The sequence below is a fragment of the Saccharothrix deserti genome (assembly GCF_009769385.1).
GTDB lineage: Bacteria > Actinomycetota > Actinomycetes > Mycobacteriales > Pseudonocardiaceae > Actinosynnema > Actinosynnema deserti.
In genome coordinates this window covers 464,440-485,053 of the sequence record NZ_VKAB01000001.1, presented here as the reverse complement: position 1 = coordinate 485,053, position 20,614 = coordinate 464,440, and the positions used below count along the sequence as shown (strand labels likewise).

Here is a 20,614-nt window from a genome sequence, read left to right as displayed (position 1 = left end):
ACTGCGTCAAATTGCCTTGACCTCTACCCCGGTGGAGGTTGAACCATTGATCCGTGACGACAACGGAGACGCCCGCCAAGACCAACCTGTGGACAGCCGAACGGCGCGGCCCGACGGTCGGGATAATCCTCCTCGTCACGCTCCTGGCGTTCGAGAACATGGGCGTCAGCACCGCGATGCCGCGCATGGTCGCCGACCTGGACGGCAACGAGCTGTACGCGTGGCCGTTCCTGGCGTTCCTCGCCGCCAGCGTGGTGGCCACCGTGCTGTCCGGGCGGTTGAGCGATCTGCGCGGACCCCGGCCGTCGTTGCTGGTCGGGCCCGCGCTGTTCCTGGTCGGTCTGATCGTGGCGGGACTGGCGCAGGACATGACCCAGCTGCTCCTCGGGCGGGTGCTCCAGGGCATCGGCGGCGGGGCGCAGATCGTCGCGGTCTACGTCCTGATCGGCCTCGTCTACGCCGAACGGGACCGGCCGGCGGTGTTCGGGCTGCTGGCGTCGGCCTGGGTGGTGCCGTCGCTGGTGGGGCCCGCGCTCGCCGGGTGGTTGACCGAGGTGCTGAGCTGGCGGTGGGTGTTCCTGGGGTTGGCGCCGTTCGTGCTGGTCGGCGTGCTGCTGCTGGTGCCCGTGCTGCGGAACCTGCCACCGCACACGCCTGATCAGAACGCGCGGCGCGGGCTGCCGTTGGCCGCGCTCGGCGCCGGGTTCGGTGTCGCGGCGCTGAGTTGGGCGGCCCAGAACCCGCGCGGCCTCAACCTGGTGATCGGCGCGGCCGGATTGGTCGTGCTGGCCCCGGCACTGCGGGTGCTGCTGCCCAAGGGCACGCTCACCGCACGCCGCGGTCTGCCGGTGACGATCCTGGCCCGCGCGCTGCTGGCCGGGTCGTTCTTCGCGGCCGAGGCGTTCATCCCGCTGACCCTGACGGCCGTGCACGGCTACTCCGCCATCGCCGCCGGCATCCCGCTCACGCTGAGCGCGCTCGGCTGGTCGAGTGCCGCGTGGTGGCAGTCGCGCAAGCCGGACATCCCGCGCGAGAAGTTGGTGCGGTGGGGGTTCGTGCTCAACGCCGCGGGTATTTCCGGAGTGACGCTCATCGCACCTTCGTGGGGCCCCGCGTGGGCCACGCCGGTCCTGTGGGCGGTCGCCGGAGCCGGGATGGGGTTGGCCATGTCGAGTCTGAGCGTGCTGACCCTGGGCCTGTCGTCCGAGGTCGACCGGGGTTTCAACTCCTCGGCCCTGCAGATCAGCGACATGCTCGGCTCCGCGCTCCTGGTCGGGCTCGGCGGCGTGCTGATCACCACGTTCGCCTCGGCCGCCGCGCCGACGGCCGCCGTGGTGCCGTTCGACCTGCTGATGGCGGGCGTCTCGGTGCTCGGTGCGGTGCTCGCGGGGCGTCTGCGCCGGGCTACCCTGGAAAACTGATGGCCTACTTCGACCACGCCGCCACGACCCCCATGCTCCCCGAGGCGATCGAGGCGATGACCCGGGCGTTGTCCACCACGGGCAACGCCTCGTCGTTGCACACCTCGGGGCGGCGGGCGCGGCGGGCGGTAGAGGAGGCCCGGGAGGACATCGCGGACGCCCTGGGCACGCGCCCCTCCGAGGTGATCTTCACCAGCGGTGGCACGGAGAGCGACAACCTCGCGGTCAAGGGCATCTACTGGGCGCGGCGCACGTCCCGGCGGCGTCGGGTGGTGGCGTCGTCGGTGGAGCACCACGCCGTGCTGGACGCCGTGCAGTGGCTGGTCGAGCACGAGGGCGCCGAGGTCACCTGGCTGGAGCCGGACGGGCTCGGCCGGATCAGGCCCGAGACGCTGCGCGACGTGCTGGACGACGACGTCGCCCTGGTCACCACGATGTGGGCGAACAACGAGGTCGGCACGGTCAACCCGGTGCGCGAGCTGGCCGCGTTGGCCGCCGCGCGGGGGGTGCCGTTCCACACCGACGCGGTGCAGGCCGTCGGCGCGGTGCCGGTCGACTTCACCGAGTCGGGCGCGTCGGCGTTGACGCTCACCGGGCACAAGGTCGGCGGACCCTACGGGGTCGGTGTGCTGCTGCTCGGACGTGACGTGGCGACGACGCCGCTGCTGCACGGCGGCGGGCAGGAGCGGGACGTGCGGTCCGGCACGCTGGACGTGCCGTCGATCGTCGGCATGGCGGCGGCGGTGCGGCACGCGGTGGAGCACCAGGCTTCGACGGCGGCTTCGGTCGCCGCGCTGCGCGACGAGTTGGTGTCGTCGGTGCGGCGGGTGGTGCCGGACGTGGCGGTGAACGGCGATCCGGTGCACCGGTTGCCCGGCAACGCGCACCTGACGTTCCCCGGCTGCGAGGGCGACAGCCTGCTGATGCTGTTGGACGCCAAGGGGATCGAGTGCTCGACCGGTTCGGCGTGCACGGCGGGGGTGGCGCAGCCGAGCCACGTGCTGCTGGCCATGGGTGTCGACCCGGTGCTGGCGCGCGGGTCGCTGCGGTTCTCGCTCGGCCACACGTCGACGGTGGCCGAGGTGCGCGAGTTGGTCGAGGTGATCGGCCCGGTGGTCGAACGCGCCCGCTCGGCGGGTATCGCGGGGTTGAAGAGGCTTGCCGTCGGCAGGGCCGACAATTCGACGACAGCCGGCCGGGCCGATGGTTCGGTGACTGCGGGTCGGGCTGACGGTTCGGTGGCCGCGGGTCGAGCCGGTGGTCAGGCGACAGCGGAGGTGTGACGGGCATGCGGGTGCTGGCGGCGATGAGCGGCGGGGTGGATTCCGCCGTGGCTGCGGCGCGGGCGGTGGCGGCGGGTCACGAGGTGACCGGCGTGCACCTCGCGTTGTCGGCCAAGCCCGGCACGTTGCGCACGGGCGCGCGGGGCTGTTGCACGATCGAGGACGCGCGGGACGCGCGGCGTGCGGCGGACGTGCTCGGCATCCCGTTCTACGTCTGGGACTTCGCGGAGCGGTTCACCGAGGAGGTCGTGGACGAGTTCGTGGCCGAGTACGCGGCCGGCCGCACCCCGAACCCGTGCCTGCGCTGCAACGAGAAGATCAAGTTCGAGGCGTTGCTGGACAAGGCGATCGCGCTCGGTTTCGACGCGGTGTGCACCGGGCACTACGCCCGACTGGCCACTGTGGACGGTGTGATCGAGTTGCGCCGTTCGGCCGATGACGGCAAGGACCAGTCGTACGTGCTGGCCTCGTTGACCCGCGAGCAGCTGGCGCACGCCATGTTCCCGCTCGGCGATTCGACCAAGGCGCAGGTGCGGGTCGAGGCGGCCGAGCGCGGTTTGCAGGTCGCGGAGAAGCCGGACAGCCACGACATCTGCTTCATCCCGGACGGCGACACCCGCGGCTTCCTGACCCGCAAGCTCGGCGAGCAGCCCGGTGTCCTGGTGGACGACCAGACCGGCGCGGTGCTCGGGCGGCACCTGGGCGTGCACGAGTTCACCGTGGGCCAGCGCAAGGGCCTGGGCATCGACGCGCCCGCGCCGGACGGTCGGCCGCGGTACGTGCTGTCGCTGGAGCCGGTGAGCGGCACGGTGCGGGTCGGTGCGGCGGAGAAGCTGGAGGTCACCGAGATCGTCGCGCGGCGGCCGGTGACCAGGATCTCCTTCGACGGTCCGGTGGAGTGCGTGGCGCAGGTGCGGGCGCACGGTGGCCTCGCGCCGGCGGTGGCCGAACTCGTGGACGGCGAGCTGTTGGTGCGCTTGCGTGAGCCGTTGAGCGGTGTCGCGCCTGGTCAGGCGGTCGCGGTGTACCGGGAGGACGCGGCGGCGGGCGACCTGGTGTTGGCCAGCGCCACGATCAGTTCCACCCGCTGACGTCGGGCGTCGTCGATTTGTCGGTGCGGCCTGACACACTGCGCGTGTGCCGTATGACAACGCACGACGCCGGAGGTCGCTGGTGGATGTAGGGACCCGGGTGAGGGTGCTGGCGAGCAAGCTCGACCACCCGTCCGCGCAACGTCTCGACGCGGAGCAGTTCGAACGGCTGCGGGCGGAGGCCCGCACGCTGCGCTGGGTGGTCCGGGAGCGCCTGCACCGGCCCGAGTGGGCCGATCTGATCGCCGAGGTGGAGGTCCTCGTCGAGCGGGTCGAGGGGCTGGATCCGGCGATGACGCGGGAGATCGAGGTGCCGCCGCAGGCGCGCGGCGCGGACGAGCGCGTTCCGGAGGCGCGCTGACGTCGAGTCCGCCGGTGTTCGCGATGACGCGTGTGTGCGGGGTCACAAAAGCGCGTCATCGCGGCCGGTGGGCAATACGGGCAGAAGCCGTCGGCTTGCCGGTTCTCGGCTGCGGTGAGTGCGGTCAGACCAGGGCGTTGTAGGCGGCTGCGGCGGCGATGAGGGCGCAGTAGCCGGCCGACGCGAGAGCGACGGTCCGGGTGCGCCGCTGCTCGCTCCACGCGGTGAGGCTCAACGCCCAGGCCAGTGCGGGCACGTACGCCTTGGAACGCGAGCAAACCTCGGCACGCGGACCGAGAGCCGGTTACGGGGTCCAGTCGGTGTTCGCGCCGCACAGCACGACGCACGCCAGGTCACCCGGCACCCGCCCGGCCAGCCACGCGGCGAACGGCACGGCCGCCGCCGGCTCCACGGCCAGCCGGAACTCCTCCCACAGCCGGTCGCGGGCGGCCAGGATCTCGGGGTCCGACACGAGCACCGACGTCACCGGGTGCGACCGCAGGATCTCGAACGGAACCTCACCCACCCTGGTGGCGCCCAACGCGGACGCGGCGACCGAGTCGACCTCGGAGTCGACCGGTTCGCCCGCTTCGAGCGCGTTGTGCAGGGCGCAGCACCGATCCGGCTCCACCGCGATCGTCGGCCGACCCGACGCGAGCGCCGTGCCCGCCGCCAACCCGCCGCCGCCGACCGCGACCGCGATCACGTCCACGTCCGGCGCGTCGGCGACCACCTCGGCCGCGACCGTGCCCTGACCGGCGACGACGATCGGGTCGTTGTACGCCTCGACGTAGAACCCGGGCGTCTCGCGGGCCGCCAGCACCGCCGCCGCGTACGTCTCACCGTGCCGGATCAGCTTCGCGCCCGCCGCCTCGATCCGCCGCACCTTGCCCTCGGGCGCGCTCACCGGCACGTACACCGTGGCGTGCAGCCCGAGCAGCTGCGCGGCCTTCGCCACTCCCAGCCCGTGGTTGCCACCGGACGCCGTGACCACACGATCCGGTGAACCGGCGGCGATCAGGGTGTTCAACGCGCCGCGCAGCTTGAACGAGCCGGTGAGCTGGAGGTGTTCGAGCTTGAACACGATGGGCCTGCCGTCGACCTCCGTGCGCCACAGCGGGGTGCGGCGGGCGTGCGGGCGGATGCGGTCGGCGGCGGCGGCGACGTCCGGGGTCATCCCTCCAGCATGCGCCCACGCGAACCGGACGCGCTCACCCGGTGAACCACCGGTAGACCCACATGACGAGCGTCACCGCGCCCACCACGAAGCACAGCAGCACGATCACCAGACCGAGCAGGACCAGCACGTTCGTGCCCCACGACGAGTCGCGGTCGTCGGCCACCGACAGCTCCGCGCGCAGCTGCGCGTCGGCCTCGCCCTGCAGCGCGACCAGCCGGTCACGCGCGGTCTGCGTGGTCGCGCCGGACTCGCCGCTCACCCAGTTCATCGCCTCCAGCCGGGCCAGCGGCGTGCGGTAGGCGCGTTCGAACGCCGCCACCTCCGCCTCGTCGCGCACCTCGGACAGGTAGCTCCACCGGCCGGCCTGCGCCGCGTCGCCGAGCAGCCGGTACACCGCCGCGAGGCGGTCGCGCAGGTCCAGTCGACCGGGGTAGCTGGTGACCAGCCCGACCAGCCGCTGCCGCGCGCGCAACAAGCTGGCCAAATCGCCGCGTTCGATCTCTTCGGCGGCCTTGCGGAGCGTCTGCTCGACCGGCATGACGAACATCGTCCCAGGCTGGGCAACCGTAGGATCTTCCGGTGATCGCGGTGTCGGTGGTGACCTTCGGCCTCGCCTGGTGGCTCGGCCTCTACCTGCTCGTGCGCGACCCGCGGAAACACCTGCTCCGGCGAGCCTCGATCGGGTTGCTCGCCTACGCTCTGGTGATCGTCCTCCCGCTGCCGCCGATGGCGATGGCCGTGCCCGCGGTGGCGTGGACCGGGGTGGTCGTGTGCTGGCTGCCGGTGCGTTACGACCGGTGGTGGCGGTACGGCGCGCTGCCGTTGTCGGTGGCGGCGTACTTCGCGCCCGTGGTGGTGCTGATCCCGTTGGCCGCGGCTCTGGTGCTGTGCCTGCGCGTGCGGCGGGCGTTGCTGGGCGCGGCGACGATCCTGTTCGGGTTGAGCTGCGCGCTGTTGCTGCTCGACGTGCTGCCCGAGGCGCTGGTGATCGCGTCGGCCGGGGTCGACCTGCTGGTGTTCGGCGTGATCGTGGCCGTGGCGGACGCGTTCGACGAGGGCGAGGCGATCCGGGCGGACATGGTGCGCTCGCTGCTCACGTCGGCCGGGCTGGCGGCGGTGTTCGGCGGGCAGGTGGCGTTGTTCCTGGACGACCGGCTGGTGCCGCTGCTGTACGGCTCGGTGGCCGCCGCGATCGCGGTGCAGGTGCTGGCCAACCCGCTGGCGCTGCTGGTGGACAAGGTCGCGGTGCCCGAGGTGGCCGCGTCCCGGGCCGAACTGCGTGACGCGGCCGAGGCGCTGCCCCGCCGTGCGCCGCTCGACCCGGCCGCATCCGACCAGGCCGAATTCGTGAAGCTGACCAGGCGTGCGCTGAGCAATTACGGCGATCTGGGCAAGTTGGTCGCCAGCCCGTTGACGGAATTGCCGGTGATCGGCGCCCGGCTCGCGGCTCGCGGTGCGTCCGACCAACCGCTGGAACGCGCGGCCGAGTTGAAGTCGTTGTTGTTGGAGAGCATCTGCCGGCTCAAGCCTCGTGACGGCGAATTCGGCACCAGCGACGAATGGCGGCATTACAACGCGCTGTACTTCTACTACGTGGTCGGCATCCGGCCGTACAGCAGGCGGACCAAGCGCGAGGACCTCGACCCGCAGGCACGGCGGGCGCTGGCGTGGTTCGTCAACCAGGTGCCGGAGCGGACCCTGCACAACTGGCAGAACGCGGGGGCGAAGCTGGTGGCCGAGGACTTGTTCTCGCAGGTTGCGGCCGAGTGATTGGCAGCCGTTGGCAGTGTTTGGCGTACCGCCGGCAGTGGATCGGACCATAGCTTTCGGGCCATGACGACAACTCGGGTTCGCAACGACGGTCTCCTCCGCTTCGCCCTCAAGCTCGACGGTGTCGCCTCGGGCGGGCTGGGCCTGGTGGCCCTGCTGTTCAACGACCTCCCGACGGGATTGCCCCGCGGTCTCGTGATCGGGCTCAGCGTATTCCTGCTCGCCTACGGCGTGGGTGTTTTCGTGCTCGGCACGCGGCCCGTTCGAGCATTGGTCGCGGTGGTCATCATCGGCAATTCGGTTTGGGTGCTGGACAGCTTCCTCACCGCTTTCGCCGGGTGGTTCCCGGTGACCGGGCTGGGTGTTTTCCTGATCGTGGCCCAAGCGGTCGCCGTGACGGGGTTCATCACGCTCCAGGTGCTGGGTCTGCGCCGTTCGGCCTGAGGGTCCGGCTCCGGCCGCGGAACTCGGCCACCACCTCGTCACCCCGGCGCACGGTGATGTCGTAGATCCCGCTCCGCCCGAACCTCGCCCGCTCCACCGCCTCGGCCACCAACTCGTCCCCCGCGTACACGGGGGCGATGAAATCGATCTCCGCCTGCGCCGCCACGGTCACCGAGCCGTGGCGGTTGCACGCGCAGGCGAAGGCGGTGTCGGCGAGCAGGAACACGTACCCGCCGTGCCCGATGCCGTGGCCGTTGACCATCAGGTCGGTGACGGTCATCGCGAGCCGGGCGGTGCCCTCGCCGAGTTCGAGCGCCCGGATGCCGAGCGCGGCCGACGCGGCGTCGTTGGCGAGCATGTCCGCGGGTCCGTTCATCCCTGCACTTTAGGTTCGCGGGTGCCGTTGGGAGTGGTGTGGGGGCATGGGGCGCGGCACGTCCCCACACCACGTCGTGACGGTGCAGTTCGCGACTGCAGGCACCGACAAGGTGACCGTAGGTGGACTGGACCACAGCGGTCAATGGGTCTAGACCTTTTCCGACCCCGACGGCCCGACCGCCCGGGTGGGAGACTGTCCGGGTGGATGCCCTCCCTTGGTCCGCCGGCGCCGCAACCGGCATCGGCTCGCTACCCGGAACCGACCCGCTGGAGGCCGCCAGGATCGTTCTCGGCGAACTCCCCGACCTCCCTCACCTGCCCGAACTCCCCGCGCGGGGCGTCGGCGCGGACATGATCGGCCGCACCGCCGCGCTCCTGGTCGACCTGCCGGTCGAGGTGGTCCCGTCGGGTTACCGGACCGCCGCGCACCCCGGGCGGGACCACCGGCGCGCGGTCGACCTGATGCGCCGCGACCTGGACGCGTTCGAGGAGGCCGCCGAGCCCGCGCCGCCGTCGGTGGTCAAGGTGCAGGTCGTCGGACCGTGGACGCTCACCGCGAGCATCGAGCTCGTGCGCGGCCACCGCGTGCTGACCGACAAGGGCGCGCTGCGCGAGTTCACCGAATCCCTCTGCGAAGGCCTCAACCGGCACGTCGCCGAGGTCGCCAAGCGCACCGGCGCGAAGGTCGTCGTGCAGCTGGACGAACCGGCGCTGCCCGCCGTGCTCAACGGTCTGCTGCCGACGCCGTCCAAGCTCGGCACGGTCGCCGCCGTCCCGGCGCCGAACGCGCGCGCCGTGCTGCAGACCGTGATCGAGTCCGTGGACGCGGACGTGATCGTGCACTGCTGCGCGCCGAAGCCGCCGGTCACGCTGATCCGTCAAGCGGGCGCGCGGGCGGTCTCGTTCGACCTCACGGTCCTGGACGAGACGATGTGGGACGAGATCGGCGAGGCGTGGGAGGAGAAGACCCAGCTGTTCCTCGGCCTCACCCCGAGCACCGACCCGACGGCCCCCGGCAACCTCCGCTCGCTCGCCCAACCGGCGCTGGACCTGGTGGACCGGCTTGGCTTCCCGCGCTCGATCCTCGCCACGAACGCGGTGCCGACGCCGACGTGCGGCCTGGCCGGCGCGAGCGGGAAGTGGGTGCGGCGGGCGATGGCGTTGACCCGGGACGTGGGCAAGGCGTTCGTGGAACCGCCCGAGGGCTGGTGACCCGCCCGGCCGGCGGCTAGTCTTCCGCTTCAATTAGGGAAGTTTCCTTACTAAGGCCAACCGCCGCCGGCCTGGAGCGGAGGTGCCATGTTGTTCCCGCGGTTCCAGCGGTTCTCCCGGTGGGCGATCGTGCTCGCCGCCGCCGCCGTGACCGGTTCGGTGCTGGTGCACGGGCCCGCTCGGCGCGATCCGGCGTTGGCGCGCACCTACCTGGCCGAGGCGGCGTCGGTGTTCGCCCAGGCGAAGACGGCGGACGTGGGGGAGTTGGTGACCGCGTTCCCGCACGCGTACTACCCCGAGGACTCCTGGGCCGACGACATGGAGTTCGGCGCGACGCAGCTCGCGTTGGCCGCTCGTGCCCTGCGCGACCCCCGTTCCCAGGACTGGGCGCGGGCCGCGACGCACTGGGCGAAGGTGTACCTGACCAGCGGTGACACCGACACGCTCAACGTCTACAACACCAGCGCGTTGGGGCACTACGACCTGGCGAAGCTGCTGCGCTCCGGCGTTCCGGGCGCGGAGGTGACCGAACGGGAGGTCGTCGCCGACCTGCGCCGTCAGCTCCAGTCCGGTGTGGACAGCGCCGCGTCGAGTCCGTTCCGCACGGCCGCGAGCGTCGAGCAGTTCGACGTCGCCACGCGCAGCTTCGGCTTCGCCGCCACGGCGCGGTTGTACCGGGACCTGACCGGTGACCGCCGGTACGACGCGTTCGGCGTGCAACAGCGCAACTTCACCCTGGGCGCGAACGCGTGGGGCACCAGCCTCGTGATCGGCGTCGGCGAGACCTAGAGGCGGTCGAACGGCTCGGCGTACCGGAATCCGCCGCTGAGCGCCGGTGTGTAGGCGCTCAGCGTGCGGACCTGGAAGTACGGTGCCCAGTCGGGGACCGGCGGGGTGATGTCGTACTCGCCCGCCAGGCGGAAGCCGAAGCGCGAGTAGTACTTCGGGTCGCCCAGGAGGACCACCAGCGGCTCGTCCAACGCATCCGCCGCACCCAGCACGGTGTGCATCAACGCCTTGCCCACGCCGGTGCGCTGATGGGAAGGCAGCACGCTCAACGGCCCCAACCCCAGCGCCGGCGCACCGTTCACGGAGCCCCGCGTGCAGACCACGTGCCCGACCACCGCGCCGTCCGCCTCGGCCACCAGCGACAGCGCCGGGATCCAGCCCACGTCCGCGCGCAGCTCACCCACCAGCCACGCCTCCCCGCCGGGATTCCCGGCGAACGCGGCTTCGGTCACGGTGTGGATGGCCTCGACATCAGCCGCGGTCTCGCGTCGGATCAGCACGAAGAGCACCCTACGACCTCACCAGGTGCACGCCCGAAGGCATTTCCGCCTCACGCAGGAACCCCAGCAGCACCTCCCGGAACGCCCGGCCGGCCGACGTCGGCGCGACATCCGTCCGGTGTGCCAGAGCCACCGTCCGCGAAGTGCCCGGAGCCAACGGCGTGCCGTGCAACGACCGCGTGGCCAGGACCGTGCTCGGCACGATCGCCACCCCCAACCCCACCTCCACGAACCGCAGCACGGCGTCCATCTCCCCGCCCTCCACCGCGAACCGGGGCTCGAACCCGGCCCCACGACAGGCGGCCAACGTCGTCTCCCGCAGGTCGTACCCCGGCCGGAACATCACCAACGGCTGCTCGCGCAGGTCGGTCAACCGCATCCGGGGCACACCCAACGGCGTGGCGGACGCCACCACCAGCTCCTCCCGCAGCACCGGCACCACGGTCAGCGCCCGCTCCGCGTCCGCGGGCGACACGATCACCAGCGCCAGGTCCAGCTGACCGGCCTCCAACGCCGCCACGAGGTCACGCGACCCGCCCTCCGTCACCGACACCTGGATGCCGGGGTAAGCGTCGTGGTACCGCTTGATCACGTCCGCGAACAGGCTGCCGCACAGGCTGGGCGTCGCACCCACCCGCACCCGCCCGCGCCGCAGCCCCACCAGCTCGGCCACCTCCAGCCGCGCGGTGTCCACATCGGACAGGATCCGGCTGGCCACCGGCAGCAGCGCCTCACCCGCCGGCGTCAACGTGACGTTCCCGCGCGCCCGGCTGAACAGCTCCGCCCCCAGTTCCTTCTCCAACGCGTGGATCTGCTTGGACAGTGAGGGCTGCGCCACACGCACCTCCGCCGCGGCGCGTGTGAAATGCCGCGTCCGGGCCACTGCCAGGAAGTACACGAGCTGCTGGAGCGTCATAGCCCCAGGCTATCTTCAGGCAGCTCACGATGTATTGGACGACTCGTGAGCACGGTTCCTAGCGTCGGTGACGTGGACACGATCGGGCTCTACCGCACCACCATCGGCAAGAAGGCCGTCATGGCGGTGACCGGTGTCGCGCTGCTGCTGTACGTCGTCGCGCACATGGTCGGCAACCTGACGATCTTCTCCGGCGCGGAGGCGATCGACGGCTACGGCCGGTGGCTGCGCGAGATCGGCGCGGTCTGGCCGACCAGGGTCGCGCTGCTCGTGTGCGTGGCGCTGCACTTCGTAGCCGCCTACCAACTCACAGCGCGCGCCAGGAAGGCCAGAGGCCGGTACGAGCACCGCCGACGCGTCCAGGGCAGCTACGCGGCCCGCACGATGCGCTGGGGCGGCGTGATCCTCGCCCTGTTCGTGGTCTACCACCTGCTCGACCTCACCGTCGGGTGGCTCAACCCGAACGGCGTGCCCGGCGAGATCCACGCGAACGTGGTCGCGGACTTCCAGCACTGGTACGTGGTGCTGGCGTACACGGTCGCCGTGCTCGCCCTGGGCTTCCACATCCGCCACGGCGTGTGGAGCGCCACCCAGACCCTGGGCGTCACCACCTCGCGCGTGATCGGCCTCGGCGTGGCCGTGGTGGTCTGCGCCGGGTTCCTCTCCGTTCCCTTCGCCGTCTTCACCGGATTGGTGAGCTGACATGTATCCAGAGGGTTCCCCGATCGCCGACCAACGCGCTCCGGCCGGCCCGATCGAATCCCGTTGGGACCGCCGCCGCTTCTCGGCCCGGCTGGTCAACCCGGCGAACCGGCGCAACCGCAGCGTCATCGTGGTCGGCACCGGGCTGGCCGGCGGCGCGGCGGCGGCGACGTTGGCCGAACTCGGCTACCAGGTCAAGTCGTTCTGCTACCAGGACAGCCCGCGCCGAGCGCACAGCATCGCCGCGCAGGGCGGCATCAACGCGGCCAAGAACTACCGCAACGACGGCGACAGCGTGCACCGGCTGTTCTACGACACCGTCAAGGGCGGCGACTTCCGCTCACGCGAGTCGAACGTGCACCGGTTGGCGCAGATCAGCGTCGAGATCATCGACCAGTGCGTGGCGCAGGGCGTGCCGTTCGCCCGCGAGTACGGCGGCCTGCTGGACACCAGGTCCTTCGGCGGCGCGCAGGTTTCCCGCACGTTCTACGCCCGGGGCCAGACCGGACAGCAACTCCTCCTGGGCGCCTACCAGGCGTTGGAACGCCAGATCTCCGCCGGACGCGTCGAGATGCACCCGCGCACCGAGATGCTGGACCTGATCGTGGTGGACGACCGGGCGCGCGGGATCGTCGTGCGCGACCTCGTCAGCGGCGCGGTGTCCACGCACTTCGCGGACGCCGTCGTGCTCGCGACCGGCGGCTACGGCAACGTCTTCCACCTGTCCACCAACGCGAAGGGCTGCAACACCACCGCGATCTGGCGGGCGCACCGGCGCGGCGCGCTGTTCGCGAACCCGTGCTTCACCCAGATCCACCCGACGTGCATCCCGATCAGCGGCGACCACCAGTCGAAGCTGACCCTGATGAGCGAGTCGCTGCGCAACGACGGCCGCGTGTGGGTGCCGTCGAACCCGCTCGACTCCCGCGCCCCGAACGACATCCCCGAGACCGAACGGGACTACTTCCTGGAGCGGATGTACCCGAGCTTCGGCAACCTCGTGCCGCGCGACATCGCGTCCCGCGCGGCGAAGAACATCTCCGACGAGAAGCGCGGCGTGTACCTGGATTTCGCCGACGCCATCGAACGCCTCGGCTCGCTCGCCGTCGAACAGCGCTACGGCAACCTGTTCGAGATGTACCAGCGCATCACCGGCGACGACCCGTACAAGACGCCGATGCGCATCTACCCCGCCGTGCACTACACGATGGGCGGGTTGTGGGTGGACTACGACCTGCGGTCCACGATCCCCGGCCTGTACGTGATCGGTGAGGCGAACTTCTCCGACCACGGCGCGAACCGGCTGGGCGCGTCCGCGCTGATGCAGGGCCTGGCGGACGGCTACTTCGTGCTGCCCGGCGTGATCGGCGACTACCTGGCCGACGCGCCGTTCGAGGCCCTGGACGACAGTCACCCGGTCGTGGCCGACACGGTGTCCGAGGTGCGCGGTCGGGTGAAGACGTTGCTGGCCGTGAACGGTGACCGCACGGTGGAGTCGTTCCACCGCGAGCTGGGGCGGCTGATGTGGGACGAGTGCGGCATGGAGCGCAACGAGGCGGGGCTGCGCAAGGCGTTGGAGCGCATCCCGGAGCTGCGCGAGGAGTTCTGGCAGCGGGTGAAGGTGCCGGGGACGGGTGAGCAGCTGAACCAGGAACTGGAGAAGGCCGGCCGGGTGGCCGACTTCTTCGAACTGGCGGAGCTGATGTGCGTCGACGCCCTGCACCGCGCCGAATCGTGCGGCGGGCACTTCCGGTCGGAGAGCCAGACCCCGGACGGCGAGGCGTTGCGCGACGACGCGAACTACTCGTACGTCGCCGCCTGGGAGTACACGGGCGTCGGCCAACCACCCGTGCTGCACAAGGAAGAACTGGTCTTCGAGCACGTCACGCCGAGCACCCGGAGCTACTCGTGAAACTGACCCTGCGGATCTGGCGGCAGAGCGGTGCCACCGGGCGGCTGGTGGACTACGCGCTGGACGACCTGTCGCCGGACATGTCGTTCCTGGAAGCGCTGGACGTGCTGAACGAGCGGCTGATCACGTCCGGGCAGGAGCCGGTGGCGTTCGACCACGACTGCCGCGAGGGCATCTGCGGCATGTGCGGGTTGATGATCAACGGGATGGCGCACGGGCCGGAGAAGGCCACCACCGCGTGCCAGCTGCACCTGCGGCACTTCCGCGACGGTGACGTGGTGACCGTGGAGCCGTGGCGGGCCGAACCGTTCCCGGTGGTGCGGGACCTGGTGGTGGACCGGTCGGCGTTCGACCGGATCGTGGCGGCCGGCGGGTACATCAGCGTGCCGGCCGGGTCCGCGCCGGACGCGCACGCGACGCCCGTGCCGAAGCCGGACGCGGACACCGCGTTCGAGGCGGCGGCGTGCATCGGCTGCGGCGCGTGCGTGGCGGCGTGCCCCAACGGGTCCGGCATGTTGTTCACCGCCGCGAAGGCCACGCACCTGGGCGTGCTGCCGCAGGGACAGCCGGAGCGGTATTCAAGGGCGCGGGACATGGTGGCCGAGCACGACGCTTTGGGGTTCGGCGGGTGCACGAACACCGGTGAGTGCACGTCGGCGTGCCCCAAGGGCATTCCGCTGACCACGATCGCCCGCTTGAACGCCGACCTGCTGCGCGCTCACACCACCCGCAGCGACAGGTAACCCGTCCCGCACACCAGGAGCGTCGAGAGCAGCCCCAGGAGGAGTGCTCTGGGGCTGGTCCGCAGAAGGCTCTTGAGACGGACCGACGTGCCGAGGCCGAACAGCGCGGCGGCCAGCACGATCGTGGTCAACGTCTTGGCGGTGGACAGCACGGCAGCCGGCACGACCGGGCTGACCAGCATCAACGCCAGGAACCCGAGCAGGAAACCGGGCACCAGCGGAGTACCGCGACCGCGCGCCCCGACACCGGCCACGATCGGCGCCAGCAACGCCACCCGGCCGAGCTTCACCGCCATGGCCGTCGCCACACCACCCGCAGGCGCGGCGGCGGCCACCTGCGCGACCTCGTGCACGCTCAGCCCGATCCACTGCGGTGAGGCGTTCAGCAGCGGCAACGCGATCATGGCCACGGCGCCGTAGAGCGTCACGAGGGCGACGCTCGTGGCCACGTGCTCGTCCTCCCGCTCCACCCTGCCCTCCACGGCCGCGATGGCGGACGCGCCGCAGATCGAGAAACCACTGGCCACCAGCACGTACAGCCCGCGCGGCAGGCGGAGGCAGCGGCCCAGCCACAACGTGCCGAAGAACGTCACCGAGACCGTGACGAGCACCGCGACCAGCACGCCGGGTCCCAGATCGAGGAGTTGCGGAACGGACAGTTGCAAACCGAGCAGCACCACACCGGCGCGGAGCAGTTTCCGGGTCACGCCGGTCAGGTCCGGCAGGCGTCCACCCACCAGCACACCCAGGACCAACGCGGCGATCAGCACACCGTCCAGCCTCGGTCCGGCGGGAGGTTTCCGGTAGGCGGTCCCGAGCTCTGGGGTCATACCCTGTGGCTATGACCCCGGACCTCGAATCGCTGCGCCTGCTGGTGCTGGTCGGGGAGTTGGGCAGCCTCGGCCGGGCGGCCGAGGAGCTGGGCATCGCGCAGCCGTCGGCGAGCAAGCGGCTGGCCACGCTGGAACGCCGGCTCGGGGTGGTGCTGGTCGACCGGGGACGGCGCGGTTCGGTGCTGACGCCGGCGGGCGTGGTGGTGACCGAGCGGGCACGGCGGGTGCTGGACGAGGTCGCCGGCCTGGTGGAGGGCGCGCGGGCACTGCGGTCGGCGCAGGAAGCCGAGTTGCGGGTGGCCGCCAGCATGACCGTGGCCGAGCACCTGGCGCCGAGCTGGATCGGTGAGCTGCGGCGGTCGCGGCCGGACCTGCGGGTGGGGCTGCGGGTGACGAACTCGGAGACGGTCGGGCAGCTGGTGCGCGACGGCGTGGTCGACCTCGGGTTCGTCGAAGCACCAGGGCCTCTACCCGGGCTTTCGTCACGGAAGGTGGCCGTGGACCGGCTCGCCGTGGTGGTCGCGCCGGGGCACCCGTGGGCGCGTCGACGTCGTTCCCCCACTCCCGACGAGTTGGCCGCGACACCGTTGGTGATGCGGGAACGCGGCTCGGGGACGCGGGACACGCTGGACCGGGCGCTGCCGGACGCCTGCGCGCCCGCGTTGGAGCTGGGCTCGACCACGGCGGTGCGCGGCGCCGTGGTCGCCGGGGTCGCGCCGGCCGTGCTGAGCGTGCTCGCGGTCGCCACCGACCTGGCCGAAGGCAGGCTGATCGAGGTGCCCGTGGAGCTCGACCTGCGACGCGTGCTGCGAGCCGTGTGGCCCGGCGGACGGCGGTTGGTCGGACCTCCGGCAGAACTCCTCGCCGTGGCCGGCCGCCGTGGACATGCACAGCCGTAGTTCTGTCGTAGTTCAATTGAGCGCATGAGCTGGTTCCGCCGACGCACCGAGCCCGTGCCCGAGCCCGTGTCCGTGCCCGAGCCCGTCCACCTGCCCAACCCGGACGAGGCCGCGGTGGCGTTCTGGCAGGCGTGGTTCGAACTCCTGCCGACCGTGAGCGCGGCCCTCGGCGACGGCGAGCCGCACCGCGTGGAGGGCGAGATCGGGGCACTGGTCGCCGGCATCCACCCCGACCTGGAGTTCTCCCTCGAACGCGGGCACCGCGCGATCTACGCCCTGGTGATCACCAGCCAGGAGGACCCGAAGCTCCGCCCCTACACCGACGCGTGGATCAAGGCCGCGCCGTCCGAGGACATGATCTGGGAGTACCACGACTCGGTGCCCCCGGTGCCCGACCCGACCCAGGTCACCATCAACCTCGGCGCCCGCCGCATCCGGCTGGCCGACGTGCGCGTGGTGGCCCAGGTGTCCGACGGCCTGGTCGACGTCGCGGTCTACCACCCCGAGTTCACGAACCTGGACGACGCGGCCAGGCAGACCATGACGTTCCTGCCGTTGGACGTCACCCTGGGTGAGCGGTTGGCGGGTGAACGGCTGGGCCGGGTGGAAACCGCGTCGACCGAACCGGAGGGCACGATCGGCCTGCTGGAGTTCCGCGACCTGGTCCGGGCGATGCTCGAGGATCCCTCCTGAAATCGTCGGGCCCCCTGGCTAGGCTCATGCCGTGACCAGCAGCGACCCCGTGGAATCGATGGCTTCGATCGAGAACCCGACCCACGCCCCCGCCGAGGGCGTCGAGGACGTGCCCGCCGACGTGCGGGAGAAGCACGCCGCGCTGGCCGAGGTGGTGCGCGGGCACCAGTTCCGCTACTACGTCCTCGACTCGCCGACGGTCAGTGACGGTGAGTTCGACGCGTTGCTCCGCGAGCTGGAGGCGCTGGAGAAGGAGCACCCCGGGCTGGCCACGCCCGACTCGCCCACGCAACTCGTCGGCGGCACGTTCTCGACCGAGTTCAGGGCGGTCGACCACCTGGAGCGGATGCTCAGCCTCGACAACGTGTTCTCCCGCGAGGAGCTGCAGGGCTGGTTCGAGCGGGTGCGCAAGGAGGTCGGCGACAACGCCCACTTCCTGTGCGAGCTGAAGATCGACGGGCTGGCGATCAACCTGCTCTACGAGCACGGGCGGCTGGTGCGGGCGCTGACCCGCGGCGACGGGCGGACCGGCGAGGACGTCACGCTGAACGTCCGCACGCTGGAGAACGTGCCGGAGACGTTGACCGGGACCGACGAGTACCCGGTGCCCGCGCTGGTCGAGGTGCGCGGCGAGGTGTTCTTCGCGGTGGAGGACTTCCTGGAGCTCAACGCGCGGCTGGTCGAGGCGGGCAAACCGCCGTTCGCCAACCCGCGCAACACCGCCGCCGGGTCGCTGCGGCAGAAGGACCCGAAGGTGACGGCGTCGCGCCGGCTGCGGATGATCTGCCACGGGCTGGGCAAGCGGGACGGCTTCGAGCCGACCAGGCAGTCCGAGGCGTACGAGGCGCTGCGCGCGTGGGGGCTGCCGGTGTCCTCGCACACCAAGGTGCTGGGCACGTTCGAGGAGGTCGACGAGCACGTCAAGTACTGGGGCGCGCACCGGCACGACGCCGTGCACGAGATCGACGGCGTGGTGATCAAGATCGACGAGGCGTCGCTGCAACGCCGCCTCGGCACCACGTCCCGCGCGCCCCGGTGGGCGATCGCGTTCAAGTACCCGCCGGAGGAGGCGACGACGACCCTGCTGGACATCAAGGTGCAGGTCGGTCGAACCGGCCGGGTGACGCCGTTCGCGGTGATGGAGCCGGTGAAGGTGGCCGGTTCCACGGTGGCGCGGGCGACCCTGCACAACGCCAGTGAGGTCAAGCGCAAGGGCGTGCTGATCGGCGACCGCATCGTGATCCGCAAGGCGGGCGACGTGATCCCCGAGGTGCTGGGTCCGGTGATCGACGCCCGCCCGGCGGATGCCTACGAGTTCGAGATGCCCCTGACCTGCCCCGAGTGCGGCCACGCGTTGCGCCCGATGAAGGAAGGCGACGTCGACATCCGCTGCCCCAACGCGGCGGGCTGCCCGGGTCAGTTGCGCGAACGCCTCGCCTACCTGGCGTCCCGTTCCGCGCTGGACATCGAGGTGCTGGGCTTCGAGGCGGCGGCGGCGCTGGTCGAGTCCCCGGTGTACTCCGACGAGGGCGACCTGTTCGACCTGGACGCGGAGAAGCTCGCGCAGATCGACTTGTTCCGCACCAAGGACGGCGAGCTGACCGCGAACGCGGTGAAGCTGCTGGACAACCTGGAGACGGTCAAGCACCGTCCACTGTGGAGAGTCCTGGTGGCGCTCTCCATCCGCCACGTCGGCCCCACGGCGGCCCGTGCGCTGGCCCAGGAGTTCGGCTCCTTGGAGCGCATCGTCAAAGCCTCGGAGGAGGAACTGGCGGCGGCCGAGGGCGTAGGTCCCACCATCGCGACCGCCGTGCGCGAGTGGGTCGACACCCCTTGGCGGCAGACGATCGTCGAGAAGTGGCAAGCGGCGGGCGTGCGCACGGCGGAGGAACGCGACACCTCGATCCCGCGCAACCTGGAGGGTTTGTCGGTCGTGGTGACGGGCTCGCTGGAGACGTTTTCGCGGGACGAGGCCAAGGAGGCGATCCTGGCGCGCGGCGGCAAGGCGGCGGGCTCGGTGTCCAAGAAGACCGCGTTCGTGGTGGTGGGCGAGTCACCGGGATCGAAGGCGGACAAGGCACTCCAGCTCAAGGTCCCGGTACTGGACGAAGCGGGCTTCCGAGTCCTGCTGACCGAAGGCCCCGAAGCCGCCACCAAGGTAGCCACCATCGCAGAAGACCCCACACCGGAAGCCACAACCCCCGAGCCGGATTCCGCGACACAGGAGCCCTGACCCCAACCTCAAGCCCACCGCTGACCTGCAGTTTTCTAGGAGGCGCGATACACAATCGGGTGATCACGACCCGAGAACCTAAAAATAACACCGTTATTGCCAACCTGAAACGTCGGTTGAAACAACGAGGCCCCCACCAACCACCCGACTCCCGCCCAACCGCCCACCCCGCCCCGACCCAAGCGGCGGGCCGAACGCGTCGATCCGGCACACGGCACACGGCCCGCAGCACTCGGCCTGCCGCACTCCGATCACCCGACCCCGTCCACCGCACCCGCCCCCGTCCACCGCACCCCGCACTCGACCTGCCGCACGCCAGCGCCGCACTCCGAGATCGCCCGCACTCCGAGATCGCCGCACCACGGCGCGACGCACCCCGCCCGTCGCATCCCGCACCCCGCCCGCGCGGGCCGACCGCTCGCGCGGGCCGACCGCTCGCGCGGGCCGTGCCGCTGCCCGGCGGCGTGACACATCGGCTGCCACGCCGCGTCACCGTCACCGTCACATCGGCCGGTACACCGACACGTGGCCGGGGCTGGAGCCGGTGAACGGGCGGCGGTCCCAGGACTCGTAGCGTTCGGCCAGGCGCAGACCTGCGCGCTCCGCCATCAGGTCCAGCTCGCCGGGGAAGCTGTACCGCTCCGCGTGCGGCTTCAAGCGGATGCCGTCTGCCGTGAAGATGACCTTCTGGCTCACGAACCGCTGCGCCGCCAGGTCGACGTCGTACACCTCGATCGCCGCCGACTCCGCGTCCGCCCACAGCGCCTGCACCCGCTTCCCGTCCGGGAAGTGCGACGGGGCCGGCACGTAGGTCTCGATCACGAACGCGCCGTCCGGCTCCAGGACCCGCGCGACGTTCGCGAAGCAGTCCGCCTGCCGCCGCACGTCCACCAGGTTGAAGATCGTGTTGAACACCAGGTACACCAACGCGAACCGGCCCGACACGGGCACGTCGGCCATGTCCCCGATCGTCACCGGCACGTCCGAGCCGCCCGGTTTGGCGGCGAGCTTCGCCGCCATCAGCTCCGATCCCTCCACCCCCTCCACGGGCACCCCGCGCGCCGCCAACGGCAACCCGACGCGGCCGGTGCCGATGGCCAGTTCCAAAGTCCTCCGCCCGCCGGCCAGTTGGGCCAGGAAGTCGACTGCCGGAGTCGGGTCCAACTCCGTTTCGCTGTCGTAGTCCTCCGCCCACACACGGCCGAAGAACGACGGATTGCCGATCACGTCATAGCTGCTGGACAACACTGCCTC

General features: G+C 71.2%; 22 protein-coding genes. 14 read left to right on the top strand and 8 right to left on the bottom strand.

Translation table 11 applies throughout. The annotated features are described in order from the left end of the window. Positions 1 to 53: 53 nt before the first annotated feature. The 4 genes from FM051_RS13825 (at position 54) to FM051_RS13810 (ending at position 4,156) form a co-directional block, all read left to right on the top strand. Entirely contained in the window at positions 54 to 1,421 is a 1,368-nt protein-coding gene (locus FM051_RS13825; RefSeq protein WP_158843311.1) for an MFS transporter, read from the top strand. Further along, positions 1,421 to 2,704, top strand: a complete 1,284-nt coding sequence (locus FM051_RS13820; RefSeq protein ID WP_158843310.1) for a cysteine desulfurase family protein — start codon at positions 1,421 to 1,423, stop codon at positions 2,702 to 2,704. Before FM051_RS13825 ends, FM051_RS13820 begins: the two co-directional genes overlap by 1 nt. 5 nt (positions 2,705 to 2,709) lie before the next feature. Beyond that, positions 2,710 to 3,795 (top strand): tRNA 2-thiouridine(34) synthase MnmA, encoded by a 1,086-nt coding sequence (gene mnmA / locus FM051_RS13815; RefSeq protein ID WP_158843309.1) that lies wholly within the window; start codon positions 2,710 to 2,712, stop codon positions 3,793 to 3,795. Between the two features lie 82 nt (positions 3,796 to 3,877). Then, positions 3,878 to 4,156, top strand: a complete 279-nt coding sequence (locus FM051_RS13810) for a hypothetical protein (protein ID WP_158843308.1) — start codon at positions 3,878 to 3,880, stop codon at positions 4,154 to 4,156. A gap of 124 nt (positions 4,157 to 4,280) precedes the next feature. On the opposite strand, the gene FM051_RS53140 is transcribed toward FM051_RS13810, so the two are convergent. Genes FM051_RS53140 through FM051_RS13800 form a run of 3 tightly spaced genes read right to left on the bottom strand, consistent with a single transcriptional unit; the run spans position 4,281 to position 5,883 of the window. Next, positions 4,281 to 4,412, bottom strand: a complete 132-nt coding sequence (locus FM051_RS53140; protein ID WP_274383580.1) for a hypothetical protein — start codon at positions 4,410 to 4,412, stop codon at positions 4,281 to 4,283. Positions 4,413 to 4,460: 48 nt separating this feature from the next. Beyond that, on the bottom strand, positions 4,461 to 5,333 hold the full coding sequence (locus FM051_RS13805) for a serine/threonine dehydratase (RefSeq protein WP_158843307.1): 873 nt from the start codon (positions 5,331 to 5,333) through the stop codon (positions 4,461 to 4,463). A gap of 34 nt (positions 5,334 to 5,367) precedes the next feature. After that, the gene (locus FM051_RS13800) at positions 5,368 to 5,883 is read right to left on the bottom strand and encodes a DUF6584 family protein (protein WP_238412364.1); all 516 of its coding nucleotides are present in this window, start codon (positions 5,881 to 5,883) and stop codon (positions 5,368 to 5,370) included. Positions 5,884 to 5,915: 32 nt separating this feature from the next. Here FM051_RS13800 and FM051_RS13795 point away from each other — a divergent pair, with 32 nt between their 5' ends. Further along, a complete protein-coding gene (locus FM051_RS13795; RefSeq protein WP_158843306.1) occupies positions 5,916 to 7,106 on the top strand; it encodes a hypothetical protein in 1,191 nt (396 codons plus the stop codon). Positions 7,107 to 7,169: 63 nt separating this feature from the next. Next, entirely contained in the window at positions 7,170 to 7,550 is a 381-nt protein-coding gene (locus tag FM051_RS13790; protein WP_158843305.1) for a hypothetical protein, read from the top strand. Here the strand turns inward: FM051_RS13790 and paaI are convergent. Further along, positions 7,513 to 7,926: a hydroxyphenylacetyl-CoA thioesterase PaaI gene (gene paaI, locus FM051_RS13785; protein WP_158843304.1), complete on the bottom strand. Its 414-nt coding sequence runs from the start codon at positions 7,924 to 7,926 to the stop codon at positions 7,513 to 7,515. The two genes, FM051_RS13790 and paaI, sit on opposite strands and share 38 nt — an antisense overlap. A 203-nt stretch (positions 7,927 to 8,129) precedes the next feature. On the opposite strand from paaI, the gene FM051_RS13780 reads away from it, so the two are divergent. Next, positions 8,130 to 9,140: a methionine synthase gene (locus tag FM051_RS13780; protein ID WP_158843303.1), complete on the top strand. Its 1,011-nt coding sequence runs from the start codon at positions 8,130 to 8,132 to the stop codon at positions 9,138 to 9,140. Positions 9,141 to 9,227: 87 nt separating this feature from the next. Further along, a complete protein-coding gene (locus tag FM051_RS13775; RefSeq protein ID WP_238412363.1) occupies positions 9,228 to 9,929 on the top strand; it encodes a glycoside hydrolase family 9 protein in 702 nt (233 codons plus the stop codon). Here FM051_RS13775 and FM051_RS13770 read toward each other — a convergent pair. Together FM051_RS13770 and FM051_RS13765 are read right to left on the bottom strand one after the other, a co-directional pair. Next, entirely contained in the window at positions 9,926 to 10,429 is a 504-nt protein-coding gene (locus FM051_RS13770) for a GNAT family N-acetyltransferase (RefSeq protein WP_158843302.1), read from the bottom strand. The two genes, FM051_RS13775 and FM051_RS13770, sit on opposite strands and share 4 nt — an antisense overlap. A 10-nt stretch (positions 10,430 to 10,439) precedes the next feature. Next, the gene (locus FM051_RS13765) at positions 10,440 to 11,345 is read right to left on the bottom strand and encodes a LysR family transcriptional regulator (RefSeq protein WP_158843301.1); all 906 of its coding nucleotides are present in this window, start codon (positions 11,343 to 11,345) and stop codon (positions 10,440 to 10,442) included. Between the two features lie 45 nt (positions 11,346 to 11,390). On the opposite strand from FM051_RS13765, the gene FM051_RS13760 reads away from it, so the two are divergent. The 3 genes from FM051_RS13760 to FM051_RS13750 are packed head-to-tail and all read left to right on the top strand — an operon-like array spanning position 11,391 to position 14,702. Continuing rightward, entirely contained in the window at positions 11,391 to 12,047 is a 657-nt protein-coding gene (locus tag FM051_RS13760; RefSeq protein WP_274383579.1) for a succinate dehydrogenase cytochrome b subunit, read from the top strand. 1 nt (position 12,048) lies between these two features. Continuing rightward, entirely contained in the window at positions 12,049 to 13,959 is a 1,911-nt protein-coding gene (locus FM051_RS13755) for a fumarate reductase/succinate dehydrogenase flavoprotein subunit (RefSeq protein WP_158843299.1), read from the top strand. Then, complete coding sequence (locus tag FM051_RS13750; protein ID WP_158843298.1) at positions 13,956 to 14,702, top strand: succinate dehydrogenase/fumarate reductase iron-sulfur subunit; 747 nt, start codon at positions 13,956 to 13,958, stop codon at positions 14,700 to 14,702. Before FM051_RS13755 ends, FM051_RS13750 begins: the two co-directional genes overlap by 4 nt. Here the strand turns inward: FM051_RS13750 and FM051_RS13745 are convergent. Beyond that, entirely contained in the window at positions 14,678 to 15,532 is an 855-nt protein-coding gene (locus FM051_RS13745) for a YeiH family protein (protein ID WP_158843297.1), read from the bottom strand. The two genes, FM051_RS13750 and FM051_RS13745, sit on opposite strands and share 25 nt — an antisense overlap. Before the next feature lie 11 nt (positions 15,533 to 15,543). Here FM051_RS13745 and FM051_RS13740 point away from each other — a divergent pair, with 11 nt between their 5' ends. From FM051_RS13740 to ligA, 3 genes are read left to right on the top strand one after another with little or no spacing between them, the layout of a single operon-like run. Beyond that, entirely contained in the window at positions 15,544 to 16,434 is an 891-nt protein-coding gene (locus FM051_RS13740; protein ID WP_158843296.1) for a LysR family transcriptional regulator, read from the top strand. A 24-nt stretch (positions 16,435 to 16,458) separates the two neighbouring features. After that, entirely contained in the window at positions 16,459 to 17,127 is a 669-nt protein-coding gene (locus FM051_RS13735; protein ID WP_158843295.1) for a hypothetical protein, read from the top strand. Positions 17,128 to 17,185: 58 nt separating this feature from the next. Further along, positions 17,186 to 19,360 carry an NAD-dependent DNA ligase LigA gene (gene ligA / locus FM051_RS13730; RefSeq protein ID WP_158843496.1) on the top strand — a complete coding sequence of 725 codons (2,175 nt, stop codon included), beginning with the start codon at positions 17,186 to 17,188 and terminating at the stop codon, positions 19,358 to 19,360. Positions 19,361 to 19,861: 501 nt separating this feature from the next. On the opposite strand, the gene FM051_RS13725 is transcribed toward ligA, so the two are convergent. Then, positions 19,862 to 20,605, bottom strand: a complete 744-nt coding sequence (locus FM051_RS13725) for a class I SAM-dependent DNA methyltransferase (RefSeq protein WP_202918816.1) — start codon at positions 20,603 to 20,605, stop codon at positions 19,862 to 19,864. Positions 20,606 to 20,614 lie beyond the last annotated feature (9 nt).

What these genes read in the sequence shown, in the direction of transcription:
- FM051_RS13820 (WP_158843310.1), top strand. Translation starts at nt 1,421, where the DNA reads ATGGCCTACTTCGACCACGCCGCCACGACCCCCATGCTCCCCGAGGCG.
- mnmA (WP_158843309.1), top strand. Translation starts at nt 2,710, where the DNA reads ATGCGGGTGCTGGCGGCGATGAGCGGCGGGGTGGATTCCGCCGTGGCT.
- FM051_RS13805 (WP_158843307.1), bottom strand. Translation starts at nt 5,333, where the DNA reads ATGACCCCGGACGTCGCCGCCGCCGCCGACCGCATCCGCCCGCACGCC.
- FM051_RS13800 (WP_238412364.1), bottom strand. Translation starts at nt 5,883, where the DNA reads ATGTTCGTCATGCCGGTCGAGCAGACGCTCCGCAAGGCCGCCGAAGAG.
- FM051_RS13790 (WP_158843305.1), top strand. Translation starts at nt 7,170, where the DNA reads ATGACGACAACTCGGGTTCGCAACGACGGTCTCCTCCGCTTCGCCCTC.
- paaI (WP_158843304.1), bottom strand. Translation starts at nt 7,926, where the DNA reads ATGAACGGACCCGCGGACATGCTCGCCAACGACGCCGCGTCGGCCGCG.
- FM051_RS13775 (WP_238412363.1), top strand. Translation starts at nt 9,228, where the DNA reads ATGTTGTTCCCGCGGTTCCAGCGGTTCTCCCGGTGGGCGATCGTGCTC.
- FM051_RS13765 (WP_158843301.1), bottom strand. Translation starts at nt 11,345, where the DNA reads ATGACGCTCCAGCAGCTCGTGTACTTCCTGGCAGTGGCCCGGACGCGG.
- FM051_RS13755 (WP_158843299.1), top strand. Translation starts at nt 12,049, where the DNA reads ATGTATCCAGAGGGTTCCCCGATCGCCGACCAACGCGCTCCGGCCGGC.
- FM051_RS13745 (WP_158843297.1), bottom strand. Translation starts at nt 15,532, where the DNA reads ATGACCCCAGAGCTCGGGACCGCCTACCGGAAACCTCCCGCCGGACCG.
- FM051_RS13740 (WP_158843296.1), top strand. Translation starts at nt 15,544, where the DNA reads ATGACCCCGGACCTCGAATCGCTGCGCCTGCTGGTGCTGGTCGGGGAG.
- FM051_RS13735 (WP_158843295.1), top strand. Translation starts at nt 16,459, where the DNA reads ATGAGCTGGTTCCGCCGACGCACCGAGCCCGTGCCCGAGCCCGTGTCC.
- ligA (WP_158843496.1), top strand. Translation starts at nt 17,186, where the DNA reads ATGGCTTCGATCGAGAACCCGACCCACGCCCCCGCCGAGGGCGTCGAG.